Source organism: Nitritalea sp., from assembly GCF_054166705.1.
The window spans coordinates 329,390-348,327 of record NZ_JBSZCV010000015.1 but is presented as its reverse complement, the minus strand read 5'-3'; the positions used below and the strand labels follow the sequence as shown (position 1 = coordinate 348,327).

Here is an 18,938-nt window from a genome sequence, read left to right as displayed (position 1 = left end):
AAGGAAAATACGTGCTACGGGTCTGTTTTGGATGAAGAAATGGGGCACAGAATGCCCCATTTCTAAGTATATAAAAGCAAGGATTGCCTAATTAAGGAAGTAATACACCATCGATGACGTGCACTACACCATTTTCAATCGCTACATTAGCTGTAGTCACATTGAAGGTATTTCCATTTTTGTCCGTTACGGTTACGCTGCCATTGCTGCGCGTTACGGTTAGCATTTCACCCGCTAGGGTAGGCACTTCCTGAGCCCCATCGGCTAAGTCAAAGGAGAAAGCGACTGCTGGCACTACATGGAAGCCAAGCACATTAACCACGCCCTCCAGTCCTAAAAGCTCTACCAGTCCCTCTAAGTCGTCCACCTCTAGCTCTTCGAGTAAGGCCCCAAAAGCCTCGTTAGAAGGAGCAAACACGGTGATCTCTTCCGCCTCTAATAACGTGGCGCCTAAATCAGCAGCCATAACTGCGTCCAAAAGAACAGTTAAGCCAGCTGCAGTAGCGGCCTCTACTACATTCGGGAAAGTAAGCTCAGGTAGTAGGACACCATCGATTACGTGTACCACACCATTTTCGATCGCTACATCAGCGGTCACGACATTAAACGTATTACCGGCTGCATCCACCACTGTAACTGTTCCATTAGACGCATTAACAGTTAATTCCTGTCCAGCTAAGGTAGTAAACGTATTTGTAGCTGATAGGTCTTCAGAAAAAGCAACAGCTGGTACGACGTGAAAGCCTAAAACAGTTTCTAAATTCTCAGCTCCGCCGATGCGAACCACTAACTCTTCTAAAGAAGACACGTTAAACGCCTCTAAAGCGTTCGCGAAGGCTTCATCGTTAGGAGCAAACACTGTAATGGCTTCGGCAGCCGCCAAGTCATCTGCGATTCCCGCTGCTGTCACTGCTAAAATTAAATTAGATAAGCCTGCTTCAGTAGCTGCTTCCAAAAGAGACGGAGCCTCCATTTCCATTTCGCCTAATTCAGGAAGTAAAACACCATCGATCACGTGTACGACGCCATTCTCGATTTCTACATCAGCAGCGATCACATTAAATGTGTTTCCTGCCGCATCTGTTACCGTCACGACATTTCCGTTTCGCTCCACTAAAAGTTCTTGACCACTAAGCGTAGGAAGCATCTGAGTGGGCTGTAAATCCGCTGCGAATGCGACAGCAGGTACCACGTGGAATGCCAAAACAGTTTCTAAATTTTCAACACCACCTAAGGCAGCAACCAATTCACCTAAGTCGCTGGCATCGAATGCAGCTAGCGCTGCGGCAAAGGCTTCATTTGAGGGAGCAAAGACTGTAATGGCATCAGCAGCAAGAAGGTCAGGCCCTACTCCCGCTGCCTCTACTGCGGCTAATAAGGTCGTTAGACCGGCATTCTGAGCAGCCACTACCAAGTTGGGGGCATCCTCCTCCATTACTGGAGGCATCATTTCGTCCTCATCACTACAAGCGAAGAATGACAGGAAGAGAGATCCTGCGAGTAAATAACTGGCTAGTTTTTTCATAAGAGAGTAAAATTATTTTATGGATTAAACCGATTAAAAATAAAAAGTTTTCCTGCCTTTCTGCGACTTGTAGAATTTAGACCCTGAACTGTTCATTTTTTACGTTGAACTGCTCGAGATGAAAACTTAACTTTATAAAAAAAGAGTCCAAGGAGCGGCTCATCGCATTCCTTGGACTCTGAAAAAAAAACCCTCTCTACCGAGGACCCATCAGGATTCTAGTTGGCAGCACCTTTCGTCATTTTTAGAAGGCATAGCGTAAGCCCAGCTGCATACGCCATGGGGTACCGTTAATAGGTAACACCCCTACTCCAGACTCTACATTATACTGGTAGGTGCGGGAAGCCTGGTCAAATCCACGAATACTTTGCAGGTTACGGGTACTTCCTAAGTTATTATTCACGCCCCAGTCTTTATTCAACATATTCATAAAGTTAAACACATCGGCAGATAGTTCGAAGCGCTGTTTACCGAAGGTTTTGATCGTTTTTAATAAGCGCAGATCTACTGTGAAGAAGAAAGGGTTTTCGCCTCCATTTCGACGTGCCACCGTTCCGAAACTTTCCCTTAAATAGCGTTTAGCACTTTCTGCTGTATTCGGATCATTTAAAATCGCTTCGTATCCCGCTCGAATAGCATCTGGGGTAGCGGGATCATTCGGGTCAAAGACAAAGGCCAAGGCATTATTCAGCGGAAAATCTCCCTGTAAAGAGCCATTAGAAGTCATAAAAGAGTAGCGCGACCCCCCGATTCCGATTAAACTCGCCCCAAACACAAAGCCCTTCCAAGTCGGAGAGGCACCGTTAAGCACCACCTTGTCTCGGAATTGATTATCCGAATAGCCCCAGTTCAAGGCGCGGGAATCATCCACCACCGGCAGGAAGGTCGAGGTATTTGCCACACAGCAGTTGTAAGAAGAATTATCAAAAGCCTGATTAAAGGTATAAGAAGCCGTAAAATAGCCATCTTTACCGATACGCACCGAACCGTCCAAAATGAATGCATACTGATACGCAGATGCCACAGAGTTTAGTTCAAGTACACGCCCCACGTTTTCTGAAGCACGGGAAAAGAGCCAGTTGGTCTGCCCGCGATCTGAAATAGTTCCTGCTGGCACGAAAACCCCTCTATTCCCTTCATTTTCCAACCTAAAAAAGGGTTCCTCCACTAAATTCCGCTCCAGATATACATAATTATTGTAGGTGTAGGAGAAAAGCGCATTGGCCCCCACTCGGAAGCGATCGCCGATAAACTTATTGTAGTTCACATTCGCCTTCACAGTATTTGGAACTCTAAAATCATCGCTTATCGCATTAATGGTAGAGATAAAATCTGCCCCTTCCGGTACCCCAGGTGCGGGCACCCCATTGCGGTAACCGATAAAATCAGCCTCCGGCACTAAATCGCCCTGTACATCGATAGCCGCTAACATCACCCCAGAGTTTTGGATGTTATTCACCTGGGCATAGTAGTGCGGCTGAGCCGCAAAGATCCCTGCACCAAACTTCAGCACGTCTGTATTTTTTCCTTTTATGTTCCAGGTCAACTGTACCCGGGGCTGAACGCTGGTGAAATCCTGAGGCTTCACCTGGGTATTAATCCCTAACTCATTAAATAATACCGGATTTGGAGCTGCCGCATTCATAAACAGCGTGGCATCGTAACGAATACCTACTACCGCATTCAGATCTGGATGTGGATTCCATTCCGCTTGCCCGAATACCGAAAAGTCCATCACCGTTTGCTTAACGATCGGCAATCCCTGCAGTGGCACCTCCCGCGCATAGCGAAAGGGACGATTATTTTCGAAATCCGTCAGACTATTGTAAAAAAACCGGCCGTTCTGCTCACTCGTTAAAAGCGTTTCCAAGTAGGTAATCATATTATCCGTTCCGAAAGTTAAATTGAACTTGCCCCGCTGCATATAGGTCGTATTCACGAAGTGTAGCTGGCGCTCCATGTTCGTTTCCGGTAAAAAACGCTGGCCACCGATTTGTACATTCGTGGTCTGGATGGCATCGGGATTGCTCTCTGTTGGGAAAGGAGACTCTACCCGCACGATAGCCCGCGGTATATTAAAAAACGGTAATTGTCCATTCGGGGCAAAGGCACGCTCAGCATGCTGAAACTGGACTTTTAACTCATTGGTGGTGGATGCATTCGCGATGCTACGTAAAGAAACCAGTAAACTGTTTTCTTTAGACGTAAAATCCCCCCAGACCTCAGCCAAGTTAATAGCCGTATTGTCATTGACAGAAAAGGGATTACTCCAATTCGTAAAATTATTTCGAATCGTCAGTTTATTTCGCTTGTTGATCTGCCAGTCTAGTCGCGCAAAAAACGTATTGGCCACGGTCGTACGTGCGAATTCCCCCACCTGCTGCTCCGGCCCGACTCCGAATTTAGAACGCGCGATGTCGATGAACCGGTTTAAGGTATCCTGGCGGATGCGTAAGCGACGCTCATCGTCTTCATTTCGGATGTCCGCGATAAACACCGGCTCACCAGCATCTTGGCGATCGAATACGGTATAAAAATGGAGTTTATCTTTAATGATAGGCCCTCCGAGACTGAAACCCCACTGGGTATTATGGAAGCTGGCATCTCTCGGTACGCCGCGAATATCCGTCTGACTAGCCAAATTATCATTTCGGTGATACACGAACGCGGCCCCTTCCATTTCATTCGTTCCAGCTTTCGTAACCGCATTTAATGCACCACCTGCCTGGCGGCCCTGGGTCACATCGTAGGCATTCGTAGCGACCTCAAACTCCCGAATCGCTTCGATGGAAACCGTGTAAGGCCCCCTACCGATTTCTCCAGCGGTCAACTGATTTCGGGCATTTACTCCATCTAAGGTGATATTTGTAGACGTCCTACGCTGTCCTCCCAAGTTCAGAGCACCACCGCCCTGAAGTGGAGAAAGCGCGGTAAGGTTGGCGAAATTCCTTCCTTCCGTAGGCAGATTTTTAATTTGCTTGGCATCGATGGCCGTCACAGCCCCAAGCTTGTCAATCTGATTTTTAAAACTATTGCCCGTCACGACTACCTCTTCCAGCTGGCTGTCGCTAGAAGACATCTCCGCACGCACTTGAATCCGGTCCCCTTGATTCAGCGCATATCCCGTATAGCGCTGCGTCTGATAGCCCATGTAGCTAATCGTAACCGTGTAGGGGCTTCCTAAAGGGAGCTGTTGGAAAGTAAAACGGCCATCGGGTCCTGTAACGGCCCCTGCCTCGAAGCCTGTGGATTCATTTCGAACCAGCACCATGGCACCGAGCATCGTTTCCCCTGTATCATCCACTACTAAACCACTTATCGTGGCATTAGTAGCTTGGGCGTAAGCTGACCTGGGCGAGGCCAGCAGGCATACCACCCCGAAAATCAGGAGCAGCACACGTAAGCGTAATAGTGTAAGCATAGTAAGATAAAGTGTCGTTTGATGCCTCAAAATTCGCGTTCTTCACTTCATCCACATGTTAAATTTTAACATGTTAAGTAGCCTTAATAAAGGCTTAACGCGCAGCAAGATTTCCGTAGGGACACTTCATCTTCGGGTAATGAAGGAAAGTTTCCTTTGCCCCCTGGGCAAAAAAAAAGTCTGTACCTTCTCTGGAAGATACAGACTCAAACGATTTGGCGACTATGCGTCTTATTCCACGATATGGATTTTCAACATATTCGTCTTTCCTTTTGCTTTTAAAGGCATGCTGGCCGTGTTCACGATAATATCGCCAGGAGCTACATGGCGGTCCTCTTTCAGCTTATTTTGTAAATCCATGAAAGTAGCATCCGTAGAGACATTACTTTCATAATAGTAGGCGCGCACTCCCCAGACCAGGCTCAGCTGTGTGATGAGCGGCTTGTTTCGGGTAAAAATAAAAATGCTTGCTGAGGGACGGTGTGCGGAGGCACGGAAAGCCGTAAAGCCTGAAGAAGTGATGCCGACCACTGCCTTAGCCTTCACATTACGCGAGAGGCGCACAGCCATCAATATAAGGTTATTCGATAAAAAGGTTTCGTCCGTTTCAGGAATCTTGAAGAGGTTATGGTAAATGGGCGCGTTTTCTTCGATATGCGCGATGATGGTACTCATCGCCTTCACGGCGTTAATCGGGAAATTCCCGGAGGCAGTTTCAGCGGAAAGCATGACAGCATCTGCTCCATCTAAAACGGCGGTAGCGACATCATTCGTTTCAGCGCGCGTAGGCCGTGGGTTCACGATCATGCTTTCCAGCATTTGGGTAGCGATGATGACAGGCTTGCATGCCAGCTTACATTTCTCGACCATCGTTTTTTGCCAGAGCGGCACCTTTTCCATGGGCACTTCGACGCCGAGGTCTCCTCTCGCCACCATGATAGCATCTGTGGCGGCGATGATTTCATCGATATTTTCTAAAGCTTCAGGCTTTTCGATTTTGGCCACGATTTTACAAAACTTCCCCGCAGCCTGGATACGTCGTCTTAGATCTTCGATATCTGCTGCTGAGCGGACGAAAGAAAGTGCGATCCAGTCTACTTCCTGCTCTAAGCCGAAGGCCAGGTCTTCGATGTCCTTCTCCGTTAAAGAAGGGGCGGAAACCTTCGTGTTCGGCAGGTTAATGCCTTTTCTGGATTTTAACACGCCTCCATGAATCACCGTACAGTGCACCTGCTTGCCATCGGTGCTATTTACGCGCAGCTCGAGGTTACCATCATCGATAAGAATACGATCCCCTTCCTTTACGTCATTTGGAAGATTTTGATAGACGGTAGAAACCATAGCGGAATTTCCTACCATTTCTTCAGAGGTGATGGTTAAAGCATCACCAGGCTTGATCGTAACCCCATTATTTTCCACCTCACCGACGCGGATTTTAGGTCCTTGTAGATCTTGGAGGATACCTAAACTAGAGTCTGTCTCCTTATTTATTTTCCTGATTTTCTCGATGACAGCAGCGTGTCCTTCGTGGTTTCCGTGCGAAAAATTAAGACGAAAAACATTAGCTCCAGCTGCAGCGAGACTTCTGAGCACATCTTCAGAGTTCGAGGCGGGACCTACTGTCGCTAAAATTTTCGTGCGATTAAACGATTGGTTAATCATAGGTTTAAGAGTATTTAATAGGTTATAAGATTGTCTTTGGATTTCAATTTACGAATATCCAGCTTGAAAACAAGCTGCACACCTGGACAGGTCCGCATGCGCTCTAGATAGAATTCGGGGTCAAAGCCTACACTTTCATCTTCAATTAGAAAGAAATAATCCATTTGCTTAAGCTCAGGAAGCAGGTAGCCACGACGGCCACTCTGTAGGATACCCCTGTTTTGGATTAGTACCAGATAACCATGTTCAAGCATTTGTTTAAACATGGTCGTGAATAGCTTTTCCCCCCGCGCTGCATACATTTCATGATCGTCTACGCGCTTTAGCTGAATATTTAATTTTTTATTTAACCAGAAGGCCAAAGTATGCGCTCGCAAAGAAGTCGCCAACCCCAATAACTCGAAATCATAAGAAGGCGCTATCAGGAGTTTGGTTTTCTTCATGGCTGGATGACGTCAAAATACAAAGTTAAGCATTCTCGCTCAACTTTAACACGCTACACGAATATCTTCATTTAGTTGCCATTTTTTTTTGGCAATAAGGCATTAAATCTATTTCTTTGCGGAGTGTTTAAAATTTAAACTGATCTAAAATGTCTGAAATTGCAGAAAAAGTAAAGGCCATTATCGTTGATAAGCTTGGCGTAGATGAAGGTGAAGTTACTCCTGAGGCTAGCTTCACGAATGATCTTGGTGCTGACTCTCTTGACACGGTAGAGCTCATCATGGAATTCGAAAAGGAATTTAACATCTCGATTCCGGACGAACAAGCTGAACAAATCGGTACTGTTAAGCAGGCGATCGATTATTTAGAGGCTAACGTTAAATAAAATTCATAAGCTTAAATTATGAATTTAAAAAGAGTAGTTGTTACAGGTTTAGGTGCCCTTACGCCCATTGGTAATACCGTCCCAGCTTATTGGGAGGGATTAGTAGCGGGTGTAAGTGGTGCTGCGCCTATCACGAAATTTGACGCATCTAAATTTAGGACACAATTTGCCTGTGAGGTTAAAAATCTAAACGTAGAGGACTTCATAGACAGGAAAGAAGCCCGTAAAATGGATCCTTTTACGCAGTATGCTATGATTTCTGTGGATGAGGCTATGCAAGATTCTGGGCTTGATCTCGAAAAAATCAACCCCTTGCGCGCAGGCGTAATCTGGGGATCCGGAATAGGTGGTTTACGCACGTTCCAAGATGAAGTTACCAGTTTCGCGACCGGTGATGGAACGCCGCGTTTTAACCCATTCTTTATACCAAAAATGATCGCCGACATCAGCACAGGGTTTATTTCCATCAAGTATGGATTTAAAGGCCCGAACTTCGTGACGGTGTCCGCTTGTGCTTCCGGCACGAATGCACTCATAGATGCCTTTAACTACATTCGTCTTGGTAAAGCTGATATCTTTATCTCAGGCGGATCAGAAGCCGCTGTGACCGAAGCAGGTATCGGTGGTTTTAATGCAATGAAGGCACTTTCTCAGCGAAATGATTCTCCTGAGACAGCCTCCCGCCCATTCGATAAAGACAGAGATGGCTTCGTCCTAGGCGAAGGTGCCGGCGCCATTATACTGGAAGAATATGAACATGCAAAGGCACGTGGTGCAAAAATCTACGCTGAATTAGTAGGTGGAGGTATGACAGCCGATGCCCACCATATTACTGCACCACATCCTGAGGGAGAAGGGGCCGGTAATGTAATGCGGTTTGCACTAGAAGATGCTGGCCTGAAGCCAGAGGATATCGATTACATTAATGTGCATGGCACCTCTACACCTCTGGGAGATGTAAGTGAAATCAAGGCAATACAGTCTGTATTCGGAGCGCATGCCTACCAGCTAAATGTAAGTAGTACGAAATCCATGACCGGTCACTTGCTGGGTGCTGCCGGGGCAGTGGAAGCGATCGCTTCTATTTTAGCCGTTAAAAATGGGATCATTCCACCGACTATCAACCACTTCACAGATGACGAGGTCTTCGATAGCGGCGTGAACCTCACCTTTAACCAAGCACAAAAAAGAGAAGTCAGAGCGGCTTTGAGTAACACCTTTGGATTTGGTGGACATAACTGTTCCATCATTTTCAAAAAAATAGACGCGTAACTTGATCCGAACGCTAATGCTTCGACTCCGGTCGATCTTTTATAACAAAAATCAACGAAGGCTTGCATCCTCCATCGAACATATGGTAGGAAGCAAGCCTTTAAACATAGCCCTTTATACCCTCGCGCTAAAGCATGCCTCTATCGCAGATGAGGTCGTCCATGGGCTTAAAATTTCGAATGAACGTCTCGAATACTTGGGCGATGCATTTTTAGGTGCTATAATCGCTGAATTTCTCTATCTAAAATTCCCCTACCGAGACGAAGGATTTCTCACCGAAACGCGCTCCCGAATGGTAAATCGAGAGGCGCTAAATGAAATCGCTCGAAAAATCGGCTTGCAAAAAATCATAGAGGCCCAGCAAAGCGATAAAAATTTTCAAATCCATAAATCCATCTACGGCGATACGCTCGAAGCCATGGTGGGAGCCATCTACATGGATCGCGGATATGCATTCACGCGCAACTTTGTACTGAAAAGAATTGTTATTCACTTTGATGTCGATGACCTCATCACGACCACCGCAAATTACAAAAGCAAGATCATCGAATGGAGCCAAAAAGAATCCAAGGTGATCGAGTTCAGCACGGTATCCGTTACTGGAAACCAGCGCTTCAAAGAATTTACTGTGGAAATACTAGTGGATAGAACCAGCATCGCCACCGGAAAAGGAGCCACTAAAAAGAAAGCCGAACAAGAAGCCGCTAAAGCTGCTTGTGAAAGTCTCTCTTTACTCTAAATTACCTACCCCTGCATATTCGAATGAGCGAAAATTCTACCCTGTCACTTGCCCTCGGCCTGGCCTCCGTAAACCAAACCCCTCTCGACTGGTCCGGAAATTTAAATCGAATTCTACGCGCCATCCAGGAAGCGAAACAACAAGAAATCGCTTTTCTCTGTTTTCCTGAACTTTCCCTGTGCGCCTATGGGTCCGAGGACCTGTTTTTAAGCTACTGGTACCCGAAAAAAGCCTGGGAGCAGCTTGAAAAACTAATTCCGCACACCAGAAATATTAGCGTGGCCGTCGGCCTGCCCGTTCGGAAAGAGGGCAAGCTCTATAACTGTATGGCTATCCTAGAAAATGGCGCACTGAAAGCCTGTATCGCGAAGCAGTTTATGGCCATCGACGGGGTTCACTATGAATTTCGCTGGTTCGAACCTTGGCCTGCCGATAAACTGGATACTATCGACTTTCAGGGGCAGTCTATCCCCTTTGGCGATTACATCTACACGCTTGAAGGGCATAAAATTGGCTTCGAAATCTGCGAAGACGCATGGAGAGGCCAGGACCGCCCCGCCTATCGCCTTGCAAAAAGGGGCGTTGACCTCATTTTTAACCCTAGTGCCAGCCATTATGCGATGGGCAAGACGCTAACGCGTGAGGAGCTTCTCATGGAAAGCGTCGGGATTATGAAAGGTACCTACTGCTACATTAACTTAACCGGAAATGAGTCCGGCCGCATGATTTTCGATGGGGAAGCGCTTATCGCGCAGCCCCAGGGTATCGTCTATAAGGGAGAACTGCTCTCCTTTCAGCCTTTCACCCTCCACCGCTTTCAGTATCACAAGCAGGAAAAGGCTCCCTTTTGGCCGAAGGCCGAATACAACCGGAATGAAGAGCTTACGCAGGCAGTAAGCTTAGCACTTTTCGATTACCTACGTAAAAGCCGAGCGAAAGGCTTCGTCCTCTCCCTGAGTGGCGGGGCAGATTCCTCCAGCATCGCTGTCATGGTGGCAGAAATGGTGCGAAGAGGTGTGCAGGCCCTTGGCCAAAAGGCCTTTGCGCAGGCGCTATCCCTTCCTCAGGAGGCGGAAACAGAGGAGCTGAAGGCACTCACCGGACGGCTGTTTACCACTGCATACCAAGGCACAGAAAATTCTTCTGAAGCTACCTTCGAAAGTGCACGCCTGCTGGCCACATCCATCGGTGCGCGCTTTCACCACTGGACCATCGATGCGGAAGTGCAGGGCTACAGCCAAAAAATCGCACAGGCCCTCGGAAGAGAGCTCAGCTGGCAGGAGGATGACCTCGCCCTCCAAAATATTCAGGCTCGCGCACGCTCTCCTATCATCTGGATGCTGGCTAATATCCAGGGGGCCCTACTGCTTACGACCTCCAACAGAAGCGAAGGAGATGTAGGCTATGCCACCATGGATGGGGATACCAGCGGAAGCATCTCCCCTATCGCAGGCCTCAGTAAGGTCTTCGTGCTCCAGTGGCTGCGCTGGGCGGAAAGCGAGCTGGGCTACAGCGGTCTGACGGCTGTCAATAGCTTACAGCCTTCTGCCGAACTCCGGCCGCTGGCCCAAGAACAGCGCGACGAAGATGACCTCATGCCCTACCCCCTCCTGCTAGCGATCGAAAGCTTGGCGATTCGGGAGTACAGATCCCCACTAGATGTGTATAAAAATCTCCTCGAAGAAGGAAAATGGGGAGATCCACAGACCCTAAAGACTTCGGTAATCCGGTTTTTCAAGCTTTGGAGCCAAAACCAGTGGAAAAGAGAGCGCCTAGCCCCTTCTTTTCATTTGGACGACTTTAATGTAGATCCGAAAACTTGGTACCGTTTTCCGATTTTAAGTGGCAGCTTTCACGAAGAACTGACCGAGCTGGAGGCCTATTCAGCAGATTAGTTGTTAATTTAACAGGGAAAACCCTCGAAAAATAGTAAGTTTACACGTTCTTAACGATCGTACATCAGCATGTTGCATACATTACTCGCCTATACAGTCTGGGATGCAGATCCCGCCATCTTTTCTGCTTTTCCGCGCCTGCGCTGGTACAGCGTACTTTTCGCACTGGGTTTTATTATCTCCCAGCAGATTATGGTGTATTTCTTTACCAAGGAGGGCCATAAAGCAGAGCTAGTGGACCGACTGACGATTTATATGGTACTTTCCACTATCATCGGGGCGCGCTTAGGACATGTGCTCTTCTATGAGCCCGAACGATATCTAAGTAATCCCATCGATATTTTAAAAGTCTGGGAGGGTGGATTAGCCAGCCATGGAGCAGCCTTTGCCATTCTCTTTGCCCTGTATCTGTATGCGCGAAAAACACCCGGGCAGTCGTACCTCTGGGTGGTAGATCGCATCGTCATCGTCACCGCCATGGTGGGGGCGATGATCCGGATAGGGAATCTGATGAATTCCGAAATCGGAGGCAAGCCTACAGAATCCGACAGCGGCTTTGTTTTCGCCCGAGAAGCAGTAGAAATCATGCAGGAACTGAAAGTACCCATCGTAGATGTACATGCGTACAAGCCGGAAAACCGACAAAACGAATTAGTGGGAAATGGCATCGTACCGGTAAATTTCGAGTTGCAAGTTTCGAAAGGTGCCTTCGAAAAAGCTGAGCTGGAGCGCGTATTAGGTCAGGATATCAAGTACATCTTGACCCGATACCGCAGTTCGCAAAAATACTTAGCCGAGCCAGCGGAGGGTAGCGTACAGCTGCAAGTATCCGATAATGGGAGTACCTATAAAGTGACGGTGGAGACCTTTGGTATCGCCCGCCATCCGACGCAGCTATACGAATCGCTGTCGTATTTCTTGATATTTTTATTCCTGCTGCTACTCTGGATTCGCATGAAGGAGCGCGTTCCGGAAGGCCTTCTGCTGGGACTGTTTCTTATCTTGGTCTTTGGTATGCGCTTTTTCTGGGAGTTTATGAAAGAAAACCAGGTGGAGTTCGAAGAAGGCTTGCAGTATAACATGGGACAGCTGCTGAGCATTCCACTGGTGATCGCGGGAATTATACTGATAGCGCGGGCCCTAAAAAATGGGGCCCCCAAGCCCCCTACGCTAGAGAAAAAAGCATAAGCGAGCATACGCGCGAATAAGCGCCAGCGTTAAGGAGAAAGCATGAAATTTAGTTGTTGGAGCTCTTCTGGTAGTCGCTTAATAGGCCTTATTTTGGGCCTTTGGCTTGGCCTTGTCTTTTGCGCTACCGCGCAAAATGACCTCAGCCCTGAATCCGAAGTGACCGTAGGCGCTATCTATGTGGTAGGCAATGAAAAAACACGCCGAAACATCATATCGCGAGAGCTTACCCTAGAGGAAGGACGCACTTACACCTGGGGTTTTCTGCTCGAGCAGCTGGAGGCCGACCGCGCGAAGGTATATAATCTACTTCTATTTAATCAAGTAACCGTACAACCTATCGTCTACGGCCAAAATACGGTAGACATTCTCGTGACGGTAACAGAACGCTGGTACATTTATCCAAATATCATTTTGGCGCTAGCCGATAGAAACCTGGCCGAGTGGTGGACCAATCAGGAGCGTGACCTCTCTCGCGTGAACTTCGGGATGCGTGTGGCCCATAATAACGTCGCCGGCCGAAATGAAAAGCTACGCATCGGGGGACAGCTAGGTTTCACCGAGGCTTTCGACGTGCTCTATTCCATCCCGTACATCGATCGCAATCAAAAGCACGGCATCGCGGCGCAGTTTACCTATTTCACACAGAAAACGGTGGCGCTTCGTTCGGAAAACAACAGGCAGGTTTTTTTCACCAACGAAAACGAAGAGGTGCTGAGGAGGAACACTGCGGCAGCCATTCGTTACACCTACAGAGGGAGTTTTTACAATTTCCACTTTGTAAATATAGGCTTTACGAACACCCTTATGAACTCGGATGTGCTGGAAGAAAACCCCAATTTCTTTCTCCATGAAGGTCGGCGTTTGCGCTACTTTACAGCGGCCTATACCTTCCGGCATGACCGACGGAATAACAACGCCTATCCCACCAGAGGTGCATTTTTAGAGGCCAGCCTGCGCAAGTATGGGCTGCTGCCCTCGGATGATATACAAGACCTGGAATTCAGTTTTTCAGCCAGTCGTTTTTTGCCTTTCGGAGAGCGCTTTCACTTGGCTACCGGGGCCAGCGGAACCTACTTTTTCGGGCGCCAGCAACCTTACACCTTAGTGACCGGCATCGGCTATCCGCCCAGTTTCATACGGGGCTATGAGTTTAATGTGGTGGAAGGACAGCAGTTTATCGTCCAAAAAAACTCCCTCCGATTTAAATTTTTAGACTATGCCTGGGACTTGAGCGACTATATCCCCTTCGATGAAATTTCTTTTTTGCCGATCACCTTTTACCTGAGTGCGAACTTCGATCATGGCTATGTAAATGACCGCATGCGCCTTCCGGAAAATCAGCGCCTCGCTAATAGCTACCTTTTCGGTTACGGCCTGGGCTTGGACTTTGTGAGCTTGTATGACCTGGCGATACGCTTTGAGCTTTCTCGAAATAATAATGGAGAAAATGTATTTTTCATCAATTTCCGAGCTCCGTTTTAAGTTGTTTTTTGGCCTCCGGCCAAAAGAAAAAATCTTTAGCTATTCAAGTAAAACTGTGGCCATGTCTCAGGATGATCCATGTGCACTCGGCTCCTTTTCCTATCTTTAAGAGGAAGTAAGGCAGCCAGTCGGCAGTGCTGGGTGCGATGATCCTCTCCGATTTCCATTTTGCCCTCCACACTGCGCACGGCATATGCAATGTATTTTAACTTAAATCGCTCACTATAACTTTCCTTACCCTGCAGCTCGTCCTGCTGACGGATACTTAAAATATTTTGTACGACAGCGGTATCGAGAGGAGCGCCTGCAAAGATGAGCTCTACGAAGAGCTGATGCTCAACAGACATGTATTTCATTTCGACGCGCACAGGAACCCGCTTGTCTTCAGTGACACTAACGGCATAAGAAAGCATATTACCGATAATTTCTAATACTTTCGAGCGGGGAAAAAATCCTTTACGTGGCGAAATTCCTGGAGCCATATCAATTTCAAAGGAGCAACCGAAGGCCTGCACAAGCGGGCCATAATACTCTTTTAACAAGTCAGGTATCTCCACCACATCGACTGGATCCACTTCCGCCGTATTTTGAAATTTTTTGGCCTCCTCGCTTTGTCCTAGATAATCGTCTAGGCGTTCGCATAAAGTACTGGCCAGGCCATGTACCGCAAGGGCAAAAGCATCATTTTTAGACTCCGCCATCGTTTTGGCTTCCTCAGACTCCAATGCGGCAAATTGGCGCAACGAATACAAGGGAGAACGGACATCGTGAAGGACAGCACTGTTATAATATCGCGTAGAGGCCACATACTTCAAAAGCGCATTACGCTCACGCAGGGCTTCTAATTTCTTCACACACTCTTGAGCCAGCAACTGTAGCATGCGCTTTTGTACCTCGGTAAATTCTTGATCCTCAGTGGCGATGACACATAAGGTTCCTAGTACGCGTTTTTTAGGATTAACGAGCGGAACACCATAATAATGTTTGAAGAAAGGAGCTTGTACCACCCAGGGGGCATCTGCGAAGCGCTCATCTAAATCCAGCCGCTTAATCTCTACCGCCTCATGCTGGGTAATGGTGTGATGACAGATGGTGGTGATGCGCGGCGTTAAGGTAGGGTCGGCCCCATAAGCGCCTATCGCCCACTGATTAGTGGCATCGAAAACATGGGTGAAGGAAAAAGGTACTTGGAAAATCTGAGCTGCGAGCTCATTTAAAGCATTAAAATGCGCTTTTGCCTCCAGATACGGAATCTTATACTCATGAAACTCCATCAAACGATCGAATTCCCACTCCATCTCAAACGCCATGTACACCTATTTTTTGTGTTTGAATTACTTCGAATAGAATAAATAGAGTAAAAACACTATTTTTTCCATGCCAAATATAGGCTTTTATTTGAAAAAATAAGTTTGCCCCTTCGGGAAATGTGTGTTAAGAGCGCTAAACAACTATAGACTTTTGATGCGATGGCAACCGTAACCGATTGAAACAGACTACAAGTGTTTTTCCTCCGGATCCTGCTTTCTAAAGGATGGATATTGCTGAAAATTTTTTCATATGCCGTTTCGTCTTACTTTTTTTGTCGTTCTATTTTTAAGTTTTTTTCTCACCAAGAAGCTGCTAGCTCAGGGAAGTCAAGAACTCCTTCCGAAAGGTGCACGCGCTGCCGCTTTAGGGCATGCTTCCCTCACTTTAATCGATGGCTGGGCGCTTTTTAATAACCCAGGGGCCCTAGGCTTGATAACAGAGGCTACAGCAGTAGTTGGCTATGACCATCGCTGGCAACTGGCCGAGCTTAGCAGTCTAGGAGCTGCATACGCACACCCCTTAGCGAATGGCAGCATGACTGTGGGGGCTTCCCGCTTTGGAGGCCCTCATATGCATGAAAGCAAACTGAAGCTAGCCTATGCACATCGGGTGGGGCCTGCTGCTATCGGTGTAAAAGTCACCTATTCTACCCTTTACATGGCTGGGATCGGCAGTGCGGGAGCTTTTTACATCGATGCAGGGCTACATATGGCGCTTTCTAAAAAACTTTACATGGGCATGCACGCTGTTAATTTGAATGCAGCACGCTGGAGTTCAGAGACAGAAGAACGCTATCCCTCCCTGATAAAAATTGGGCTCGGCTACCATCTCTCCGAGAAGCTACAGGTCTTCGCCCAAGGGGAAAAAGATCTTTTCTATCCTTTTGGCATCCAAACCGGGCTAGCGTACCAGTTAGTAGATGCCCTGCAGCTTCGCCTAGGGGTGAACCAGCTGCAAGAGAGCCTGCATGGAGGCTTCGGCTTTCGTTATGGCAAGCTAGACATCTCCTTTGCCTCTCGCCACCACCAGGCACTAGGTTTCACCCATCATGCGGCTTTCCGTTTGGACTTTTAACTTTTTCTCGCCATGACTTTATTTCAAAAATGGTTTGCCTTACTCCTTTGTTTTGGGCTGAGCTTACGAGGGCCTGCTTGGGCTCAGGAAGATCCTCACTTCGAACGCATGTTAGAAAACCTCCTTTTCAGCAGCCATGCCGAAGATGTCGATCTGGAAGCACTTCAGGAACAGCTCCTCGAAGCTCTCGCCCAGCCACGTGGAGTAAACGAGATTACTGGAGCAGAAATACAAGCCCTAGGCATTTGGACCCAAAGGGAAATCGAGGCCTTCCTGCAATTTCGGGAGGAGTTTGGCCCATTTCAGTCCCTATACGAGTTACAGGGGATAGAAGAGTTATCGCTAGAATCGCTCCAGCTCTTTCTGCCTTTCGTGCAGCTGAATGCCCCTTTGGCAGACACTGGAAATCTACGGGACAACCTTAAAAAAGGAGGGACATGGGATATTTTGCAGCGCGCTGCCCGCACTTTGGAAACACGCCGAGGCTTTCGAAGCGAACAAGGCCCCGCAGCTTATTTGGGTGACCCCTGGCAGCATCTGCTGTTAGCACGCTATGCCAAGCCCGGTGCCTTTAGCTTTGGGCTCACCCTAAGCAAGCAGCCCGGAGAAGCCTTTCTTTGGGATCCACACACACGGCGTTTTGGCTATAACCATCAAGGCTTTCATGCAGCACTCTATCCAAAAGGGCGCATTCGGGCACTTATTTTGGGAGATTATGTCTTGCAGTTCGGGCAGGGCTTGGTCTTCGGTGGGGGTTTTCAGGTCGGCAAGGGGGCCGAAACCATCACTTCCTTACGTCAAAGCAGTAAGGGCAGCCGTCCCTTCACTGGGACAATGCCCTTCGGCTATTTCCGTGGGGCTACTGCCACTTTCCAAGAAAAAAGGCATCAGTTGACGCTGATGGCTTCCAGCCAAAAACGAGACGCCCGCTTTCATGAACCGGATGAAGGTACGGAGGAGACTTGGGCACGAAGGATTCGCTCTTTTCCTACCGTCGGACGCTACCGTACCCTCTCGGAGCTTGCCGCTAAGCAGCAGCAGCGTGTAGTGGATTTCGGGGGAAATTACCACTACACGGGTGCTAAAGGGCTATGGGAGCTAGGAGTCAATGTCCTTCACACGAATTTCGGTCATGAGTGGATGCCCATCCCGAATCGCTACAACCAACAGCGTTTTCGTGGGCAGCAGCATACCGTGGCTAGCCTCTATGGGAGTTTGAACTGGGAAAATCATCTGCTCTTTGGAGAGTTCGCCCAAAGCCTGGGACGAGGAGCGGCCTACACTGTCGGACTGATGAGCGCACTGCACCCACAACTATCCCTTTCCCTACTTTGGCGTGACTACGCACCGGATTTTTCTAGCTTTTATGCGGCTGCATTCGCTGAAAACACACGGCCAGAAAATGAAAGAGGCATGTACGTGGGGCTCAAATATGAAAAAGGAAGACGCTGGCTGCTGACTACCTATGCAGACTTTTTTTCCTTTAAAGAGGCTCGCTTTCGTGCCTATGGACCAGGTTCTGGATACGAGTACCTCTTGCGTGTGCGCTTTTCTCCCTCTAAATCGGATGAATGGATTTTCTTCACGCGCTACACCCAGAAAGACCGCAATGCCCCCCAGCAGGAAGGCGTCCGCTTCTTTCAGCTTTGGGATACCCATCGGACACAAGCCGTGCTCAATTTCAGCAAGCGTTTTCAAGAAGGCTGGGAAAGTAGAACCCGCCTGCAGTGGGCGCGGTTTAGGCATGGTGACCTGGAGCCAAGTCGGGGCTTTGCGCTGGCGCAAGACCTCCACTACCGCATCCATACCTGGCGCTTTTCTGCGCGAATGGCCCTCTTTCAAACCGACGACTTCGATACCCGACAGTATCTATTTGAGCAACAGGTATTTCGGGCATTTGCGATTCCCGCTTTTCATGGGCGAGGACAGCGGACCTATCTCTTGGTCAGCAAACGCCTCGGTGATCGCTTTACCCTATACGGACGACTGGCGCGGACGCTGTATACCGACCTCAGGACCATCAGCAGCGGCTGGCAAGAAATCGCGGGCAATACCCAGCACGATCTCAGCCTCCAAGTTCGCTACCGCTACTAGCCCGAAAAGCAGCAGAGCAAAGCCGTGGAGATGTTACAGGCTACCTCCTTGCGAATCATGTGCAGCTATTTTTTTAGCTTATCATTTTCTTGGTGGCGCTTCTCATCGCGGATATTTTTTTTCTCAAAGTTTCGGCGCAGCGCCGCACTTAAATCCACACCGGTCTGGTTAGCCAGACAAACCAAAACCCAAAGGACATCCGCCATTTCATCCCCCAAGTCACGGTCCTTATCGGATGCCTTGAATGATTGTTCTCCGTAGGTGCGCGCCATCAAGCGGGCGAGTTCCCCTACCTCTTCCATGAGAATGGCCGTGTTCGTGAGCTCATTAAAGTAGCGAACACCTACTGTCTTAATCCAATGGTCTACCTGCGCTTGCACCTCTTGAAGCGTGGGTGAAGGCTGTGGCTGTTCATCTTTTTCCATATTTAGTTTTCCTGTAAA

14 protein-coding genes are annotated in these 18,938 nt (G+C 48.2%); 8 read left to right on the top strand and 6 right to left on the bottom strand.

The window, feature by feature from the left end; genetic code table 11:
• Window positions 1-91: 91 nt before the first annotated feature.
• The 4 genes from ACXIT9_RS11400 to ACXIT9_RS11385 all read right to left on the bottom strand — a co-directional run bounded on the left by ACXIT9_RS11400 (window position 92) and on the right by ACXIT9_RS11385 (window position 7,051).
• The gene (locus ACXIT9_RS11400) at window positions 92-1,525 is read right to left on the bottom strand and encodes a fasciclin domain-containing protein (RefSeq protein ID WP_458056357.1); all 1,434 of its coding nucleotides are present in this window, start codon (window positions 1,523-1,525) and stop codon (window positions 92-94) included.
• A gap of 244 nt (window positions 1,526-1,769) precedes the next feature.
• On the bottom strand, window positions 1,770-4,946 hold the full coding sequence (locus ACXIT9_RS11395; protein ID WP_458056356.1) for a TonB-dependent receptor: 3,177 nt from the start codon (window positions 4,944-4,946) through the stop codon (window positions 1,770-1,772).
• Window positions 4,947-5,177: 231 nt separating this feature from the next.
• The gene (pyk, locus tag ACXIT9_RS11390; protein ID WP_458056355.1) at window positions 5,178-6,608 is read right to left on the bottom strand and encodes a pyruvate kinase; all 1,431 of its coding nucleotides are present in this window, start codon (window positions 6,606-6,608) and stop codon (window positions 5,178-5,180) included.
• Window positions 6,609-6,622: 14 nt separating this feature from the next.
• Window positions 6,623-7,051: an IPExxxVDY family protein gene (locus ACXIT9_RS11385; protein ID WP_458056354.1), complete on the bottom strand. Its 429-nt coding sequence runs from the start codon at window positions 7,049-7,051 to the stop codon at window positions 6,623-6,625.
• A gap of 149 nt (window positions 7,052-7,200) precedes the next feature.
• Here ACXIT9_RS11385 and ACXIT9_RS11380 point away from each other — a divergent pair, with 149 nt between their 5' ends.
• From ACXIT9_RS11380 to ACXIT9_RS11355, 6 genes are all read left to right on the top strand, one after another.
• Window positions 7,201-7,437, top strand: coding sequence for an acyl carrier protein (locus ACXIT9_RS11380; RefSeq protein ID WP_009055231.1), 237 nt, complete (start codon window positions 7,201-7,203; stop codon window positions 7,435-7,437).
• Between the two features lie 18 nt (window positions 7,438-7,455).
• Window positions 7,456-8,709 carry a beta-ketoacyl-ACP synthase II gene (fabF, locus tag ACXIT9_RS11375; RefSeq protein WP_458056353.1) on the top strand — a complete coding sequence of 418 codons (1,254 nt, stop codon included), beginning with the start codon at window positions 7,456-7,458 and terminating at the stop codon, window positions 8,707-8,709.
• An 82-nt stretch (window positions 8,710-8,791) separates the two neighbouring features.
• The gene (gene rnc, locus ACXIT9_RS11370; protein WP_458056352.1) at window positions 8,792-9,448 is read left to right on the top strand and encodes a ribonuclease III; all 657 of its coding nucleotides are present in this window, start codon (window positions 8,792-8,794) and stop codon (window positions 9,446-9,448) included.
• Window positions 9,449-9,471: 23 nt separating this feature from the next.
• Entirely contained in the window at window positions 9,472-11,343 is a 1,872-nt protein-coding gene (gene nadE, locus ACXIT9_RS11365) for an NAD(+) synthase (RefSeq protein ID WP_458056351.1), read from the top strand.
• A 69-nt stretch (window positions 11,344-11,412) separates the two neighbouring features.
• Window positions 11,413-12,531 (top strand): prolipoprotein diacylglyceryl transferase, encoded by a 1,119-nt coding sequence (locus ACXIT9_RS11360; protein ID WP_458056350.1) that lies wholly within the window; start codon window positions 11,413-11,415, stop codon window positions 12,529-12,531.
• 42 nt (window positions 12,532-12,573) lie between these two features.
• On the top strand, window positions 12,574-14,016 hold the full coding sequence (locus ACXIT9_RS11355; protein WP_458056349.1) for a POTRA domain-containing protein: 1,443 nt from the start codon (window positions 12,574-12,576) through the stop codon (window positions 14,014-14,016).
• Window positions 14,017-14,051: 35 nt separating this feature from the next.
• Here ACXIT9_RS11355 and ACXIT9_RS11350 read toward each other — a convergent pair whose 3' ends face one another.
• Window positions 14,052-15,326, bottom strand: coding sequence for a GAF domain-containing protein (locus tag ACXIT9_RS11350; RefSeq protein ID WP_458056348.1), 1,275 nt, complete (start codon window positions 15,324-15,326; stop codon window positions 14,052-14,054).
• Between the two features lie 250 nt (window positions 15,327-15,576).
• On the opposite strand from ACXIT9_RS11350, the gene ACXIT9_RS11345 reads away from it, so the two are divergent.
• On the top strand, window positions 15,577-16,401 hold the full coding sequence (locus ACXIT9_RS11345; RefSeq protein WP_458056347.1) for a hypothetical protein: 825 nt from the start codon (window positions 15,577-15,579) through the stop codon (window positions 16,399-16,401).
• A gap of 12 nt (window positions 16,402-16,413) precedes the next feature.
• Window positions 16,414-18,495, top strand: coding sequence for a hypothetical protein (locus ACXIT9_RS11340; protein WP_458056346.1), 2,082 nt, complete (start codon window positions 16,414-16,416; stop codon window positions 18,493-18,495).
• Window positions 18,496-18,560: 65 nt separating this feature from the next.
• Here ACXIT9_RS11340 and ACXIT9_RS11335 read toward each other — a convergent pair whose 3' ends face one another.
• Window positions 18,561-18,920, bottom strand: coding sequence for a nucleotide pyrophosphohydrolase (locus tag ACXIT9_RS11335; RefSeq protein WP_458056345.1), 360 nt, complete (start codon window positions 18,918-18,920; stop codon window positions 18,561-18,563).
• Between the last annotated feature and the right edge of the window lie 18 nt (window positions 18,921-18,938).

What these genes read in the sequence shown, in the direction of transcription:
- ACXIT9_RS11400 (WP_458056357.1), bottom strand. Translation starts at nt 1,525, where the DNA reads ATGAAAAAACTAGCCAGTTATTTACTCGCAGGATCTCTCTTCCTGTCA.
- ACXIT9_RS11395 (WP_458056356.1), bottom strand. Translation starts at nt 4,946, where the DNA reads ATGCTTACACTATTACGCTTACGTGTGCTGCTCCTGATTTTCGGGGTG.
- pyk (WP_458056355.1), bottom strand. Translation starts at nt 6,608, where the DNA reads ATGATTAACCAATCGTTTAATCGCACGAAAATTTTAGCGACAGTAGGT.
- ACXIT9_RS11385 (WP_458056354.1), bottom strand. Translation starts at nt 7,051, where the DNA reads ATGAAGAAAACCAAACTCCTGATAGCGCCTTCTTATGATTTCGAGTTA.
- ACXIT9_RS11380 (WP_009055231.1), top strand. Translation starts at nt 7,201, where the DNA reads ATGTCTGAAATTGCAGAAAAAGTAAAGGCCATTATCGTTGATAAGCTT.
- fabF (WP_458056353.1), top strand. Translation starts at nt 7,456, where the DNA reads ATGAATTTAAAAAGAGTAGTTGTTACAGGTTTAGGTGCCCTTACGCCC.
- rnc (WP_458056352.1), top strand. Translation starts at nt 8,792, where the DNA reads ATGGTAGGAAGCAAGCCTTTAAACATAGCCCTTTATACCCTCGCGCTA.
- nadE (WP_458056351.1), top strand. Translation starts at nt 9,472, where the DNA reads ATGAGCGAAAATTCTACCCTGTCACTTGCCCTCGGCCTGGCCTCCGTA.
- ACXIT9_RS11360 (WP_458056350.1), top strand. Translation starts at nt 11,413, where the DNA reads ATGTTGCATACATTACTCGCCTATACAGTCTGGGATGCAGATCCCGCC.
- ACXIT9_RS11355 (WP_458056349.1), top strand. Translation starts at nt 12,574, where the DNA reads ATGAAATTTAGTTGTTGGAGCTCTTCTGGTAGTCGCTTAATAGGCCTT.
- ACXIT9_RS11350 (WP_458056348.1), bottom strand. Translation starts at nt 15,326, where the DNA reads ATGGCGTTTGAGATGGAGTGGGAATTCGATCGTTTGATGGAGTTTCAT.
- ACXIT9_RS11345 (WP_458056347.1), top strand. Translation starts at nt 15,577, where the DNA reads ATGCCGTTTCGTCTTACTTTTTTTGTCGTTCTATTTTTAAGTTTTTTT.
- ACXIT9_RS11340 (WP_458056346.1), top strand. Translation starts at nt 16,414, where the DNA reads ATGACTTTATTTCAAAAATGGTTTGCCTTACTCCTTTGTTTTGGGCTG.
- ACXIT9_RS11335 (WP_458056345.1), bottom strand. Translation starts at nt 18,920, where the DNA reads ATGGAAAAAGATGAACAGCCACAGCCTTCACCCACGCTTCAAGAGGTG.